The organism is Rhizobium pantanalense, from assembly GCF_030182525.1.
GTDB lineage: Bacteria > Pseudomonadota > Alphaproteobacteria > Rhizobiales > Rhizobiaceae > Rhizobium.
The window spans coordinates 402504-417073 of sequence record NZ_JAQJCH010000008.1 but is presented as its reverse complement, the minus strand read 5'-3'; the positions used below and the strand labels follow the sequence as shown (position 1 = coordinate 417073).

The following is a 14570-nucleotide window of genomic DNA, read 5'->3' as shown; positions in this document are numbered from 1 at the left end:
TATCTGCGTATGTTCTGCTACTTCTAAATTAAAAAACGACGAAACGCGTGTATATTTCGCAGAAAATTTTCTTATATGCCTCCGAAAAGGGAATTTATAAAAATTATTACGATCATATGCTCGACAGTAACTCTTCCAAAGCACTCGAAAGAGGGCGTGTTGATTTGCACTGAGAGCTGACCCGAGATAGCGGGAAATTATCATTGAGATTTGGCCCACGTTTCAACCATCCCTCGCGAGGTTTCAGCGGGGCTCTGGAGCGATCGACGTGGCGTTACTGAGCGTAAGCCGACGCCGGCATTTCCGCGAGCATATATCGATCCGGGAGATTTGCCGCAGGAGCGGCCTATCTCGGAATACTATCCAGTCGGGATTTCACGGAGAATCAAGATCAGCCTCTCCATCAAAGCGTGGCACGCGGTCGAAAGATATCCGACTTTGCTCAAGGCACGATAAATTGCCGAACGTTGATTCCTTTCATAGCTTTTCTGCTACTCATCAAAAACCAAGCACGGTCGATAAATTGGGCGCGGTGTAAATGGCGGCCCTGGCGCGCCTGATGACATGGCGCAGGCTCATCTGACTCAAGCCTGGTTGGCAAGATGGAAGGTACGAGGATCTGTATCGAGAACTGGAGGCTTATTGGTCGCCGGAACAGATCGCCTGCCGCCTGCTGGCCGATGGTGTCAGCCTAGTCCGCATCTGTACGGAAACCATCTATCGCTTGATCTACGGCAAGGAAGAGTAGAGCAAAGGGGCGAAGGCGCGGTTGACAGCTAGGGAATGTTACCGGGGCACTCGGCGCGAGACGCTGCTCTTTTTGCCTGCAGTCCAACGAAATGGAAAAGCGAATCCCGGAGGGGCCGACATCGCAGGATCTACATTCTAGAAAAAATATAAAGATACTTTAGTTTGGTGAAGCTTGTTTCGGAGGGCATGATGAAGATCACAAGACGAGCTTTCACCGCGGTCGTAGCTGGTGCTATCGCGGCGCCACTGGCGGATATTCGAATTGCAAGGGCGGCCGACAAAGTCGTGCGCATCGGCTATCAGAAATACGGAACTCTGGTGCTTCTCAAGGGCAAAGGGACGCTGGAAAAGAAACTCGAGGCGATCAACTACAAGGTTGAATGGGCAGAGTTTCCTGGCGGTCCCCAGCTCCTGGAGGCACTGAATGCGGGGGCTGTCGATTTCGGATCGACCGGCGAAACGCCCCCGATTTTCGCGCAGGCCGCGAACGCTCCGCTCATCTACATCGCACATGAGCCGCCTGCCCCGCGCGGCGAAGCCATTCTTGTCCCGAAAGATAGCCCCATAAAGTCCGTCGCGGACCTGAAAGGTAAAAAGGTCGCCTTCAACAAGGGTTCGAACGTCCATTATCTGCTTGTGAAGGCCCTTGAGGAAGCTGGCTTGACCTATGAGGACGTGGAGCCATCCTTCCTTGCGCCGGCCGATGGCCGCGCAGCCTTCGAAAGGGGCGCGGTCGATGCATGGGTTATCTGGGATCCCTTTCAAGCGGCGGCGGAAGTGGCGCTGGACGCACGGGAGCTCAGAAATGGCGAGGGTATCGTTCCCAATCACCAGTTCTATCTCGGTACCAGCGCGTTGGTCGACACTCATTCCGTCGCGATCGATGTCTTGATCGACGCAATTTCGGAAATTGACGAATGGACCAAGTCCGATACTGCGGCTGCGGCTGCGCAGCTTTCGCCATCGGTCGGCATTCCGGAACCTATCCTCGTCAGGGCACTCGAGCGTCAGTCCTATGGCATCAAGCCCCTGGATGACTCCGTCGTGGTACAGCAGCAGGCCATCGCCGACGCCTTTTTCGAACTCAAGCTCATCCCGAAGAAGGTGACGGTCGCAGACGTTGTCCACAAGGGCAAGGCGTAAGATCACATCTTCGAGATCTAAGATAACGGATTAAAGCGAGGAGGTCTGGTCGCCTTCTCGCTCAATTGTTCCGGCAGGACAATTGCGCGGCCACTTTCGAAGCAATGTCCGCGGGTGCCGGGCTCATCTCGCGGAAAATGGACGTTCTTGCGCGTCATGATGCGAGTGTCTGCTCCCAATAGGCAATTTATTGCGTGTCTCTCTCTGTCCCTCTCTTAAAGTAATAGCCAACAGACAGGAAAACCCATGACACCATTGCAACTGACGCTGAAGCCGGAACGTCGCACGCTCGCCATTACCTGGGACGGCGGCGACATCTCTCTCATTCCCGCCTCCGTGCTGCGCCGGCGCAGTCGCGACGCCGAAGTCTTGCGTGCTTCCTTGGATGGGCGCGATGAGAACTTCGACAACGTCCAGGTAGCCGATATCGAGCCGATCGGCTCCTATGGCATCCGGCTGGTTTTCTCCGATGGGCACGATCGAGGAATCTACCCCTGGCAATACCTGCGCGAGATCGCGGATTCGTTGGCTTGAGGAATATGCATGGATAATTTTATAGAAGGCCTGTCCGAGGTCGAGTGCGACGTGCTCGTAATTGGCGGCGGCACTGCCGGGCCGATGGCGGCGCTCAAGGCAAGGCAGCGAAATCCCAACCTGAACGTCATCCTGCTCGAAAAGGCCAACGTCAAGCGCTCGGGCGCGATCTCCATGGGCATGGACGGCCTGAACAACGCCGTCGTTCCGGGCTATGCGACGCCCGACAATATACCAAGGAAATCACCATCGCCAATGACGGCATTGTCGATCAGGCGCCGGTCTACAAATATGCATCGCGATGCTACGAGATCATCGAGGAGCTGGATCGCTTCGGCATCCGCTTCCAAAAGAACGCAAATGGCGATTTCGATCTCAAGAAAGTGCATCACCTCGGCACTTATGTCCTGCCGATGCCGAACGGAGGAATGTTTCGCGCTTTGCTTTTTGCTGTTCGCCTTGCCCCGGCAAGGGGCAAGGACATTGTCGTAAGATAGCTAATATCTTATCCGCCGATCAGGCAACCTCCTCCGATAGCTTTTCAAAGATCGGCTTCAGCCGCCGGTGGCGTCCGACGGGTGGATGCTCGATTTCCACCAGGCGCCCCGATTTCTTCTGTCGTTTCAGCCATTCACGCAGGGTCTCGGCGCTCGTATGGTCAAGGTAGTGCAGGCGCGTGCCCGCAATCCTGATCTTGCGACCCTCGGGAAGCGTTTCCAGCATGTTGAGCAGGGTGGGAACGTCCTTGCATGTCGCCACGCCCACGAGGTCGAGATGGATGGTTTCATCCTCCTCCAATCTGTCGATGGCGAGCTTGCGGCGCAGATATGGAAGGATTTCCAATATGGACAGCGCAAGGCCGAGCGCGACGCCCACGAGCAGGTCCTGAAGCACCACCATCGCGACCGTCGCGGTCCAGATCCCGACAGGGGCCCAACCGTGATGATCGAAGAGGTGGCGGACATGATGAAGACTGATCAACCGCCATCCCGTCACCAGCAGCACTGCGGCAAGTGCCGTGAGCGGCACCATCGCGAGCAGCTCCGGCAGAAATGCCACGAGCCCAAGGATCCAAACGCCGTGCAGCACGGCCGATGCCCGCGTGCGCGCGCCCGCCTGAATATTGGCGGAGGACCTGACGATGACACCGGTGATCGGCAGTGCACCCAGCAGACCGCAGAGCCCGTTGCCGATGCCTTGCGCAAACAGCTCCTTGTTGAAGCGGGTTCGCACGCCATCATGCATGCGATCGACGGCGGCGGACGACAGCAGCGTTTCCGCACTGGCGATCACTGCGATAACCAGCGTCGTCACGAAGATACCGGGTTCGGCCATCCTGGCAAAACCATCGAGCGTCGGCAGCGAAATACTGTCGATGAGAGAGGACGGCACCTCCACCCTGGCGATCGGCAGCTGCATCCCGGCCGTCAATATCGTGCCGGCCGCGACCCCCACCAGAGCACCGGGTACCAGCATCAATGGCTTCGGCCTGAACTTCTCCCAGGCGACCATGGCCAGCAAGGAAATCAAGCCTACGAGGAGAGCAACCGATTCCTGGGTCAGTCCCGCGCCCCACACGCGGCCAAGGGTCTGCTCCATGGCAGTGACGTTTTCGATACCGCCGGCAGCAGGTCTTGCCCCCATCAGCACATGGATCTGGCCAAGAATGATGAGGATGCCGATCCCGGCGAGCATGCCGTGGACCACCGCAGGCGAAATGGCGCGAAACCATGATCCGATCTTCAGGAATCCGGCAAGGACCTGCAGCAATCCCGCCACGATGAGAACCGGCCCGAGCATGGCAGCGCCATATTGCTCGACAAAGCCGAAGACGATCACGGCGAGACCAGCCGCCGGTCCTGATACCTGAAGCGGAGATCCGGCTAGAAGGCCGACGACGATGCCGCCAACAATGCCTGAAATGAGGCCCATGGCCACCGGAACGCCTGAAGCCACGGCGATGCCGAGGCAGAGCGGTATGGCGACGAGAAACACGACGAGCGACGATGCGAAGTCTCGCGACAGAACAGAGCTTGATATCATCGGCCTACTCCGCAGCTTGCGGCATCACATGCGGACGACCACGGCCGGTGACGGCGACGGGCAGAGGCCTGTCCTCCATGATATCCGTGAAGCGAGCGGCCGCACCGTCATAGACCAGCACCTCGCCCGTCTCGATATCGAAAAACCAGCCATGCAGGGTAATGTCGTTGGTCGCAAGCTTGGCGGCGACGGAAGGGTGCGTGCGCAAGTGGTCGAGCTGAACGACGACGTTTTCCATCGCAATGGCGCGAACCCTTTGCCGCTCGGACAGGTCGACGGGGTAGGCCTCGCAAACGATCGAATGGGCGGCATGACTATGCTTCAGCCACGCAGCGACATTCGGCATCGGCTTCAGGAGATCGGGATGGCAAAGTCCTTTCATCGCACCGCAATCGGAATGCCCGCAAACGATGATATCACGAACGCCGAGTGCGACGACCGCATATTCTATCGCCGATGATACTCCGCCATTGGCGGTGGAAAACGGAGGAACGATATTTCCGGCATTGCGGCAAACGAATAGTTCGCCAGGGCCGGATTGCGTGATCGTTTCAGGCATGACCCGGCTGTCGGCGCAGGAAATCATCAGCGCCTGCGGCTGCTGACCCTCCTCCGCCAACTTGCGATAAAGTGCCTGGTGGTGGGGAAAGACGGCACCGCGAAAGCTGGAGATCCCTTTAAGCAAATCACCCATTGTCGAGTCCTTGTGATGGGCCGGACGGCAGGCAGGGGGCGTACCCATGCCCGGCGGGTTGGAATGCGCGATCATTTCGCAAGTGCGAGATAGGAACAGGAAATGGGAAGAAAATAGCAAACATCGAATTAGCGTAGACTAATTTATAAAAATCTTGTGAGTGGATTGTGAGATCCTTTCAGTTGACCTGCGGCACCTATGTCGTCGCGGCAGGAGCCTCGCAGAATCCGAGGAATCACCAAAAGGAAAGCGGATAGCGACACCCGTTGAGAGCTCTCGATAAGGTACGAACCAGCGTTCTCAGGTGTTTCCGACTGTTCGAAAGGGGAGAGTCTAGAGGCCCGTAGTCCGAAGAGATGGGCGGGCCATATCTCGCGTTCGTCGACGCGGGCGCGCAAATGACAATCCCGTCGATCAAGGGGCAGCTCTGATCGATCCCGCTCGTTGAAACCAAGTGGCGGAAACGATGAATGCGCCGCCGATTTCCAGCCATACGCGATCAGAGACGGAAACCTCGTTACCGGACAGATCGCCGCCGCCTGCATATTCGGTTGGCGACGATATCTCCTCTTACGCTTCGAGGACGAGGAGTCCACCCATTCCTGTGAGCGCCAGCGAACAGACCTTTCATAAGTTCTAAGGCCTAAGTCCTCATTTGGTTGCGACTTTGGTCCCTGTTCACGACCAGCGTTTACAGCATACAAAATTCAAGGCGCAGGTTAGCGCGCCATTGCTGCATGTAAATCGGAATTGAAAGACATGAAAAGAATCGTAATCGCGGCGCTGGCGCTCGCAACGACCTTGGCCGCCTCGCCGGCGTTCTCGCAGGTCTACTTTGAATACGGAGTTGGGCCTCGCTACGACTATGATCCGCCGCCGCCTCGCTATTATCGCGATCCGCCAGCCTACGCATATGACGGATACTATGACGGCCCGCGCTACAGGTACCATCGCCGGTGCTGGACGGAAAGGCGCTATGGTTACCGCCATCATCATCGGGTCGTCGTGCGCGAGACCGTCTGCGAGTAGTCGGCGCGGAAGAAACCAGCTCTTGTTCCGCCCATGTCCGGCGCTCCACACAAGTAGTAGCATTCACAAAGCTGCCACACAATGATAGATTGAAGCTGCGCAAGTCACTGAACTCCAGTTCACCCCTACTCGCGCTTTCAATAGTGCTCCTGTTATCGCCCTGCCTGGCCCCACCCGGCAGGGCGATTTGTTTCGAGCAACTGGAACCTTGGTCGGGCTGCCCAGTTTATTCCGCGGGTGATCTTTCACGCATATCACTCAGCCTTCCCGCAAAGCTTGGCCCGACCTTAGATCGGGCCATTTTTGCGTCGCGGCATTGGTCGCGGGATGCTACTTCGTTTCATTATGTTATCTGATCAAGGCTGGAGGGAACGCTGGCGTAGTGACATGGCCGAATACACTTCTATTCGACTGATATGAGGAACTTTCCGAGAGGCGCATGGTTTTATAAGCGGAAGGGCTCCCCGCCTTCCGGTTCTCCTGCCGATGCCGATAGCTGCCGACCAGCGGCTATCGGCATTGCCTCGCAACATTGCCTTGGTTGTATTTATCATTCTGCGGGATCGACGGCTGTGCCCTACATTATTCTAATGTCTGCTGGCATGTTTGCTAATCATCGCGGTCAGCACGGGAATGATCTTTTCAAGCTCAACCGGCTTTGAAAGGCGCTCGATCTTTCGAAATCGCTCCGGGATCGCCGTCGCGTCGTAGCCAGTGACGAATAAGTAGGGAATATTGCTTTCATCGAGCTGATCCGCGAGACCGTATATGCGCTCGGCGCCGAGATGAATGTCCAGCACTGCGGCATCGATCCGAGCCTTCGCAAAAGCGCGCATTCCCGCGGCAAGCGTGGAAAAAGGGCCAACGACATCGCAGCCTTGATCTTCGAGCGCGATCGTCAGATCGCTTGCCTGGAAATAATCATCTTCGACCACGAGAACGCACCTGCCAAGCAGTTCGCTGAACATCGCTTCCCCTTCCCTGCGTCTCAGTTGAACAATTTAATTTCCTGCTATCTACTCCGCCTGTTTCATCCATGAGCCTCCGCGATCCACATTACAGCGAGGCGATCCAACATCCTAGATTACAACCGTGAGCCATGAAGGACTGTACGGCAACGTACGAAACACAGCTCACTACCGTAACATAGTTCGACGGAAAGCAGGCGATGAGCAGGCCAACCCGCATTGTTCAATTGCACTGCAAAGGAACTTTGGGGTCTTTTTCTGGTTCGGAGCGGAACTTAGTGGAATCGCCGGCGGATCTATTTGCTTTGGAGGGCTATTTGAACGTCCGCGGCACAGGTCAGGCAATTCTTCGAAGGCTGCGATAGCTTATTTTGGCTCAACAATAGTGTCTCGCGCCCAAAATTCAGTATGGTAAGGAGGGCCAAATGAATGATGCCAGATGCAGCCCGGCGGTGGAAACCCGTCTCTGGAAAATCCGAAATCTCTTATACCGCGCTGTCCAGGATTCGATACTGAAGGAGCAAGCGGAAGGTCATCCGGCTGTCAAACAAGCCTACGAAGAAATCTCTGCACTCCTCGACCAGCTTCAGTCCAATATTCACCCCTCTGAACAAGACTGATGGCAGCGCAACGGTATGTTAGGATATCATGGAACCGCTTAGGATCGCTTCCGTTTCCGAATAGAGCTCCACCAATCCGATGGTAGGTGTGAAATGGCTGCATCGCAGATCGCTGCGGGAACACGGGTTCTGCTGGTCGAAGATGACTACTTCATCGCATCCGACCTGGCGCGACGGCTCGACCAAATGGGTTTCGACGTTGTCGGCCCATTACCTGGCGTTGAAGAAGCTCTCGACCGGATTCATTCGACGGCAGACATCGCGGCTGCGATGCTGGATATCAGACTATCCGGACAGATGGTATTTCCCGTAGCCGACGAACTTGAACGCCGCGCCGTTCCGTTCATTTTTGCGACCGGATTCGAGCCGGAAATCGTACCGGCTCGCCACGCCGACAAGCTTATCCTGCGCAAGCCTCTGGAAGACAATGCAATAGTCGCCGCGCTTATGGACGCGTTGGAACCAGCCCCGGTGGCGAACGATGAACTGTTGCGGAATTCAATCATCCGACGATTGCCGCAACCACAACTTAACAAGATCTCCCCCCTTCTGCGCCGCGTACACCTGCCCCGAGGTGCGGTCATGGAGGTCCAGAACCAGAAGGTCACCCGCGTCTACTTCCCAATTGATTGCGTCGCCTCGCTCGTTGCAGTGGGTCGTCAGGGAACACGGATCGAAACGGGACTGATTGGCAGGGAGGGCATGACCGGGATGGGAATTGCGATCGGTGACGATCAGACCTCTCATGAGCTGATCAACCAAGTCGAGGGCGACGCGCTGGTCATGGCGGCTCTCGACTTTCGAGCTGCGCTTCACCTGGCGCCTGACCTAGGATTGCTCGCTGCGCGTTTCTCCCGAATTCTGGGGGTGCAGGTTAGTCACACGGCATTGGTAAACGCCAAATTTGAACTGCGACAGAGATTGGCGCGTTGGCTCTTGATGGTTCAGGATCGCGTTCCTCTACAATCCTTTGATTTGACGCATGAATATCTTTCGATAATGCTCGGCGTGAGGCGCTCATCGGTCACAGACGCGATCCATGTGCTTGAGGGCGAAAAATTGATCAGGGCCACACGATCGAACATCGAGATCCGAGATCGCATACAACTGATCAAGATCGCCGGCGAAGCCTATGGTACGCCCGAAGCTGAGTATGAACGGCTGATGTATCTTCCTCTTGCCCGCGAATTGCCCTCCGGGTCGACACCGCCCGTGACTTGAACTTGTCTCCAATCCCGAGACGATCCTGCTCTAATGTCTCAGGCGAGCGAACTGCGGTCTGCGGCATTATCGGCCTGGTCGGGCCGCCATCCGCCGGATGGTTTCACGGAGTTTGGCCATGTCGTTGGGCTTACCCAGCAAATCGCAATGCTTGAACCGGCTTGGAAGTCCACCGGCATCATAACCGGACGTGAACAAGATCGGAACATTCCGCTCCATCAGTTTGTCAGCCGCTGGGAAGACCGCCTCGCCCCCTAAATTAATATCGAGTATAGCCCCATCGATAAGCGATGTTTTGCCGATCAATTCGAACGCGTCGTCCAGCGTACCGACAGGCCCGATGACCAAGGCTCCTGCGTCGTTCAAAAAGTCGCTAAGCTCCATTGCAAGCAAGTATTCATCCTCGACGACAAGAATGCGGAGATTTTTCAACGATTGATCATCCATCCGGAGTCTCCCTTGCGGATCTCGTGGCTGAAACCGGTATCGCGATGGTGCAATGAACACCGTCAGGACCGAGCATATAACTGGTCCTGGCGCCGAGTTGATATGGGAGCGCCTGTTCGATCAACTCACGACCTTGCCCCGTGCCGGCCGGGGCCGGATCTTCGCCGGGCATTTTGACGCCGCTTTCGCGCCAATCGATATGGAGCCACGGGCGTCCGTCTTCACCCTGCTCGTCAAGCGCCCAGCTAACCGACAACCTGCCCGCCGGCTGACCAAGTGCGCCATATTTCACCGCATTCGTGGCAAGCTCATGAAGAGCCATCGCCAGCGTCTGGACCGTGGAAGATCGTAAACGCACCCCGCGCGGTCCATCGAGGCTGGTACGCTCGGCACTGCCGTCCATCGCCGAAAGTTCACTTTCAATCAGTTCGTCGAAGGTAACCCGGTCATGCTCATTGAGACGCGACAGCAGCCCCTGAACTCGTGCCAGGGCATTGAGCCGATCGTGGAACTTCTCACGAAATTCCTCAAGGTCGTTACTGGCGCGGCCCGTCTTGTCGGCCATTGAGCGTATGACGCCGATCAGGTTCCGCGTTCGATGCTGCAACTCAGCTACCAGGATTTCCTGGCGTGCCTGCATGCCGCGCAAATCGTCGACGTCTGTTGAGGTGCCGAGCCACTCGACGATGGTGCCGTTTCCGTCACGAACCGGTGTCGCTCGCGTGTGAAACCACCGATATGAGGTCGTGTCAGCCTGACGGATGCGATACTCCGTCTCCATTCCGCCGGATTCAACGGCCTTTGACCAATTTGCCAACGCGCTATCGCGGTCATCTGGGTGTACCGGCTCGAGCCATCCCAATCCGTGGCTTTCACCCTCAGCCTGGCCCGTATAGCGGGTCCATTGCGGGCTCGACCATGTCCAATTGCCCCCGTCGACCGCGCGCCAGACGAGTTGCGGTATGCCTTCCAAAAGAGCGCGCTGACGTTGCTCGGCCGCGGCAAGTGCCGCCTCGGTATCCTTGATCTCGGTAACATCATGACCAATTCCCCCGATATGGGCGACCCGCCCCGTTTCATCCTTGATGGGAAAGTCCGTGTTTCGGACCCAGCGGACGCCTCCATCCGAGGCCCTTCGGATGCGGTACTCGAAAGTCACTCGCTCGCCGCCACGAACCCGTCGCAGGTTTTCGGCTGCCCGTTCACGATCTTCCGGCAGGATCATTTCCAGCCACCCAACCATATTATCCCCTCGAAGCGCAGCCTCCCGATCGAGACCATAGATCGCTTCAAATGCGGGTGTCAGATACGACCATTGGAATGTCTCCGCATCCCGAATCCACAGAATGTCCTGCGACGCTTCGCCAAACTGGCGCAGCCGATCCTCGCTTGCCCGCAGTGCCGCTTCGGCCCGCGCGCGGTCGGATATGTCGACGAATGTCACGACAGTTCCATCGATACGATCTTCTACCGTCCTGTAGGGCCGCAGACGCATCGAGAACTGCCGGCCCTTGCGGCTGGTAACTTCGCGCTCGATAGGAATCAGATCCTTCAAAACCCTTCGTGCATCGTTGTCGATATCGTCATAGTCCAGCTGATGAGTGAAATCGGTGATGGCACGGCCGATATCGTGCCTTGTGATGTTGACGAGTTCCGCGACCGGAGCGGTGAACATCTTGATGCGGAGATCCGGATCGAGGAAAAGCGTACCGATTTCGGTGGCGGCCGACAGGTTCTGCAGATCGCTATGTGCCGCCGAGATGCTCTCCAGCTTGCTCTTCAGTTCGGCGTTGACGGTGTGTAGTTCCTCATTGATCGACTGCAGCTCCTCCTTGGAAGTTTCGAGCTCTTCGGCCGTCGAGCGATACTCCTCGTTCATCGATTGCAGCTCTTCATTGGCCGCACGTAATTCTTGAACGACGGCATCGTGTCCACTGCGGCTAAGCATCAGCGCCTCTTGCGAAGCCTTGAGCTCGGCGTAGACCCGGCGAACCTCGTCTGGGCGTGCGTCCGCAACCGGTTCCAGCTCATCGCTATCAAGGACAACACCCCCGTCGAGGAAGAATACCAGAGCCTGCGCCGCCCTCTGCGCGTCATTGGTGATGGGGGTCACCTGCATGGAAATCCGCCGCTTACCTTGATCGAAGGCGACGACCGTCGGCAACGTAACGCTCGGCTCTCCTTTCTCGAGCGCCCGCGATAGCGCTATCCCGAGGTCCAGTCGAAGTTCCGGTCTGACGATCGCGGTCAATGTTTTGGAGACCGGCCCGGCCGAGTGCAAAATAAATCGACCCGCCGTCGGAGACAGGTGCAGAATATTCTGCCCATCATCGACCAAGACGCTCGCCGGTGCGTTATGTTCCAGCGCCGCGAGATGAAGGGCGGCCGGAAGCGCTGCCCGTTCCGTAGTGATTGGCGTTGGTCGATCATTACTCGTCAGCTGCTGCTCCGGTGCGGCAAACTGGGGCAGGATCGGCAGCAAATGACCGCCGTGGGGCCGGGCGCTATAGATGCGCGCCTGCCGGTCGAGCGGCGCAAAAAGGTCGGCGGCAACATCAACCGTCTCGGCCGACCCGAGAAAGAGATACCGCCCCGACCGCAATCCGTAGTGAAAGATGGAGCAGACCTGGGCCTGAAGGGCGCGTTCAAGATAGATCAGCAAATTCCGGCAGGTGATCAGATCGAGCCGCATGAAAGGCGGCTCTTTCAGGACGCTGTGCTTTGCAAAGAGCACGCTCTCCCTTATTTCCTTGCGGACACGGAAATGCGTGCCCTCGTCAATGAAGAAGCGAGATAATCGCTCATCCGAAACGTCAGCCTCGATCGACCGAGGGTACCGACCTTCCCTAGCGGTCCCGGCGCGCCCTCATCCAAATCAGTCGCAAAAATCTGCAGAGGGACTTTTACGCTGCGTCGAGCCATTTCTTCGTGCAAGAGTATCGCTACGCTGTAGGCCTCTTCGCCGGTTGCGCAGCCAACAACCCAGACCCGGATACTCTCGTCGCTGTCCGCATTATATGCGTCGAACAAGGGTTTGATCACTTGGCGCCCCAACGCTTCGAACGCTTGCTCGTCACGAAAGAACATCGTCACCGATATCAACAGATCGGAGAATAGATTCTGCGCCTCCTCAGGCGTCGTCAGCAAATAGTCCGCATAGTCGGCGAGCGTCTCCGTACGGCAAACCTGCATCCTCCGCACAACCCGCCGCATCACGGTGGCGCGCTTGTAGGCGGAAAAATCGTGGCCGGTTCTAGCACGCAGCAACGCGACGATCCGCCGGAGATCGTTAGCCGCCCCTGCCATATCGAGTGAGCGGACCGCTTCCTTGCTGCGAGCCACCTCGGTGAGCCGCTCGACCAATCGAGCTATGGGAGCAACGAAGTCAGCAGCGCCAGTTGCGATTGCGTTTTGCGGCATGGCGTTGAAGCTCGCCTCGGCAGGATCCTGGACCATGATCACGCCGCCGGCTTCCTTGATGGAGGTAACGCCGAGTGCACCATCCGCACCCGCTCCGGACAGAACGATAGCGACGCCATCGCCGCGCGCGGCGGCGACCGAACGGAAAAACATATCGATCGGCGCGCGCCGGCCCCGCGGTTCGGTAAATGGTCGCGAAGATATATTGTCGCCATCGATGACAACTTCCCGATCAGGGGTGATGACGAAGACGCAATCCCGTTTCAGGGTCGGGCTATCCTCGATCTGGTGCACAGGCATGCGGGTGCACAGAGAAAGGATCTCGCCCAGTGAGCTCGGCTCATCGGGAGATAGATGGACGATGACGACATAGGCAAGCCCGAGATCGCTCGGCAACTGCCGGAACAAGTTCTGCAGTGCCGAAACCCCGCCCGCAGACGCCCCGATTGCACAAACAGGCACGAAGGTCTGCTGGAATTGTGATTTGAGTTCGTCGTCGGCCATTTTCTATTCGCTCGTCTTCAAATTATTGAGAAATTTCTACACCTCTACCATATTACCGCGACGATAGATGTTCGCATATCGGTTTCCGCGGAATTCAGTCCAATGTGTTGCCTCTCACAAGATACCGATGCTCGCAAATGTCGAGGCGCCAATTCGGCAAGCCCGCTCTCCGAAAGCGGTGATCCCTATCCTGTCGCAGCTCCTCAAGGCTGAGACCGCGGAACGCGAAGTCCCCTCTGCCTGAGCTTGTCCACCCTAGACCTAAGTATGATTCAGCTCGGCTGCCCGCAGGTCTAGTTTCCTGCATCGGCAAGCCAAGCGCTCGGGTCGATCCGGGCAAGATGCGAGGGTTCATCATGTACCAGGATTCCATTGTCAACTTCGCCGAGTCCGGCGAACACAAAGCACTTATCGTGCGTAGGCAGTTCCTTGCCTTCCTCGTCGGGGCCGCGATGGCCGGCGCCTATATCGGGTTCGGTGACATCCTCATGTTCACCGCCGGTGCTCATGCGGATGCGGCCTGGGCGCATTTGATCATGGGTGTGGTCTTCTCATCGGCCCTGACGATCGTCGTGTTCGCCGGTTCCGAACTCTTTACCGGAACGGCCATGTACATGCCGCTCGCCGTGCTGACGCGGCGTGCAGGTGTTTCGGACATGCTCCTGGTCTGGTGCGCCGCCTGGATCGGCAACCTGATCGGCGCGGCGATCCTTGCCGGGCTATTCCACATGGCGGGTGGCGGCGTGCTGCTGGGCGATGGAAGCCAGGAATTCTTTGCGGTCGTCTCGGCGAAGATGTCGGCAAGCGGGCTTGAGCTGCTTGCTCGCGGTATCCTGTGCAACTGGCTGGTCTGCCTGGCGATCTGGATGGCGGGGCGCACCGACAATGCGGCCGCGAAAATCATGCTGATCTTCTGGCCGATCACGATTTTCGTTGCGGCTGGATATGAGCACTCCGTCGCGAACATGTTCACCTTCGCCATGGCCTTGATGGGTGATCATCCCGCGAACATCACTCTTGGCGGCGCGGTTCACAATCTGGTCTGGGTCACGCTCGGCAATCTGATCGGCGGTTCGATCTTCATGGGCTTGGGTTACTGGGTCCAGTTCCAAAGCAGCGGCCATGTTTCATTCGCGCCGGCTCCCGCAGCTATCCGGGCGGAGGTTTCGGCCAAGCGGACCCAAAAGTGAGTACCGC

Annotated in this window: 10 protein-coding genes and 3 pseudogenes; 8 read left to right on the top strand and 5 right to left on the bottom strand. The window is 57.4% G+C overall.

The window, feature by feature from the left end; genetic code table 11:
• Window positions 1–631: 631 nt before the first annotated feature.
• The 4 genes and pseudogenes from PH558_RS22375 to PH558_RS22360 form a co-directional block, all read left to right on the top strand.
• Window positions 632–745, top strand: a pseudogene (locus PH558_RS22375) (IS30 family transposase); the annotation flags it as partial.
• A gap of 194 nt (window positions 746–939) precedes the next feature.
• A complete protein-coding gene (locus PH558_RS22370; protein WP_285206532.1) occupies window positions 940–1893 on the top strand; it encodes a sulfonate ABC transporter substrate-binding protein in 954 nt (317 codons plus the stop codon).
• Window positions 1894–2139: 246 nt separating this feature from the next.
• Complete coding sequence (locus PH558_RS22365; RefSeq protein WP_285206530.1) at window positions 2140–2427, top strand: gamma-butyrobetaine hydroxylase-like domain-containing protein; 288 nt, start codon at window positions 2140–2142, stop codon at window positions 2425–2427.
• 9 nt (window positions 2428–2436) lie between these two features.
• Window positions 2437–2876: pseudogene (locus tag PH558_RS22360) on the top strand (FAD-binding protein); the annotation flags it as partial.
• Between the two features lie 67 nt (window positions 2877–2943).
• Here PH558_RS22360 and PH558_RS22355 read toward each other — a convergent pair.
• Entirely contained in the window at window positions 2944–4470 is a 1527-nt protein-coding gene (locus tag PH558_RS22355; RefSeq protein WP_285206529.1) for a SulP family inorganic anion transporter, read from the bottom strand.
• A 4-nt stretch (window positions 4471–4474) separates the two neighbouring features.
• Complete coding sequence (locus PH558_RS22350) at window positions 4475–5164, bottom strand: carbonic anhydrase (protein WP_285206526.1); 690 nt, start codon at window positions 5162–5164, stop codon at window positions 4475–4477.
• Between the two features lie 759 nt (window positions 5165–5923).
• On the opposite strand from PH558_RS22350, the gene PH558_RS22345 reads away from it, so the two are divergent.
• Entirely contained in the window at window positions 5924–6193 is a 270-nt protein-coding gene (locus PH558_RS22345; protein ID WP_069614169.1) for a hypothetical protein, read from the top strand.
• Window positions 6194–6780: 587 nt separating this feature from the next.
• On the opposite strand, the gene PH558_RS22340 is transcribed toward PH558_RS22345, so the two are convergent.
• On the bottom strand, window positions 6781–7161 hold the full coding sequence (locus tag PH558_RS22340) for a response regulator (RefSeq protein ID WP_095437800.1): 381 nt from the start codon (window positions 7159–7161) through the stop codon (window positions 6781–6783).
• Between the two features lie 425 nt (window positions 7162–7586).
• On the opposite strand from PH558_RS22340, the gene PH558_RS22335 reads away from it, so the two are divergent.
• A complete protein-coding gene (locus tag PH558_RS22335) occupies window positions 7587–7781 on the top strand; it encodes a hypothetical protein (RefSeq protein WP_285206524.1) in 195 nt (64 codons plus the stop codon).
• Window positions 7782–7874: 93 nt separating this feature from the next.
• Entirely contained in the window at window positions 7875–9002 is a 1128-nt protein-coding gene (locus PH558_RS22330) for a helix-turn-helix domain-containing protein (protein WP_285206520.1), read from the top strand.
• A 66-nt stretch (window positions 9003–9068) separates the two neighbouring features.
• Here the strand turns inward: PH558_RS22330 and PH558_RS22325 are convergent, their stop codons facing one another.
• Window positions 9069–9449: a response regulator gene (locus tag PH558_RS22325; protein WP_285206516.1), complete on the bottom strand. Its 381-nt coding sequence runs from the start codon at window positions 9447–9449 to the stop codon at window positions 9069–9071.
• Window positions 9442–13373 (bottom strand): annotated as a pseudogene (locus tag PH558_RS22320) (chemotaxis protein CheB). The gene PH558_RS22325 and the pseudogene PH558_RS22320 overlap by 8 nt, the downstream one beginning before the upstream one ends.
• A gap of 356 nt (window positions 13374–13729) precedes the next feature.
• Here PH558_RS22320 and PH558_RS22310 point away from each other — a divergent pair.
• The gene (locus PH558_RS22310) at window positions 13730–14563 is read left to right on the top strand and encodes a formate/nitrite transporter family protein (RefSeq protein WP_285206510.1); all 834 of its coding nucleotides are present in this window, start codon (window positions 13730–13732) and stop codon (window positions 14561–14563) included.
• The last annotated feature ends 7 nt before the right edge of the window (window positions 14564–14570 follow it).

What these genes read in the sequence shown, in the direction of transcription:
- PH558_RS22325 (WP_285206516.1), bottom strand. Translation starts at nt 9,449, where the DNA reads ATGGATGATCAATCGTTGAAAAATCTCCGCATTCTTGTCGTCGAGGAT.
- PH558_RS22370 (WP_285206532.1), top strand. Translation starts at nt 940, where the DNA reads ATGAAGATCACAAGACGAGCTTTCACCGCGGTCGTAGCTGGTGCTATC.
- PH558_RS22310 (WP_285206510.1), top strand. Translation starts at nt 13,730, where the DNA reads ATGTACCAGGATTCCATTGTCAACTTCGCCGAGTCCGGCGAACACAAA.
- PH558_RS22340 (WP_095437800.1), bottom strand. Translation starts at nt 7,161, where the DNA reads ATGTTCAGCGAACTGCTTGGCAGGTGCGTTCTCGTGGTCGAAGATGAT.
- PH558_RS22365 (WP_285206530.1), top strand. Translation starts at nt 2,140, where the DNA reads ATGACACCATTGCAACTGACGCTGAAGCCGGAACGTCGCACGCTCGCC.
- PH558_RS22355 (WP_285206529.1), bottom strand. Translation starts at nt 4,470, where the DNA reads ATGATATCAAGCTCTGTTCTGTCGCGAGACTTCGCATCGTCGCTCGTC.
- PH558_RS22335 (WP_285206524.1), top strand. Translation starts at nt 7,587, where the DNA reads ATGAATGATGCCAGATGCAGCCCGGCGGTGGAAACCCGTCTCTGGAAA.
- PH558_RS22330 (WP_285206520.1), top strand. Translation starts at nt 7,875, where the DNA reads ATGGCTGCATCGCAGATCGCTGCGGGAACACGGGTTCTGCTGGTCGAA.
- PH558_RS22345 (WP_069614169.1), top strand. Translation starts at nt 5,924, where the DNA reads ATGAAAAGAATCGTAATCGCGGCGCTGGCGCTCGCAACGACCTTGGCC.
- PH558_RS22350 (WP_285206526.1), bottom strand. Translation starts at nt 5,164, where the DNA reads ATGGGTGATTTGCTTAAAGGGATCTCCAGCTTTCGCGGTGCCGTCTTT.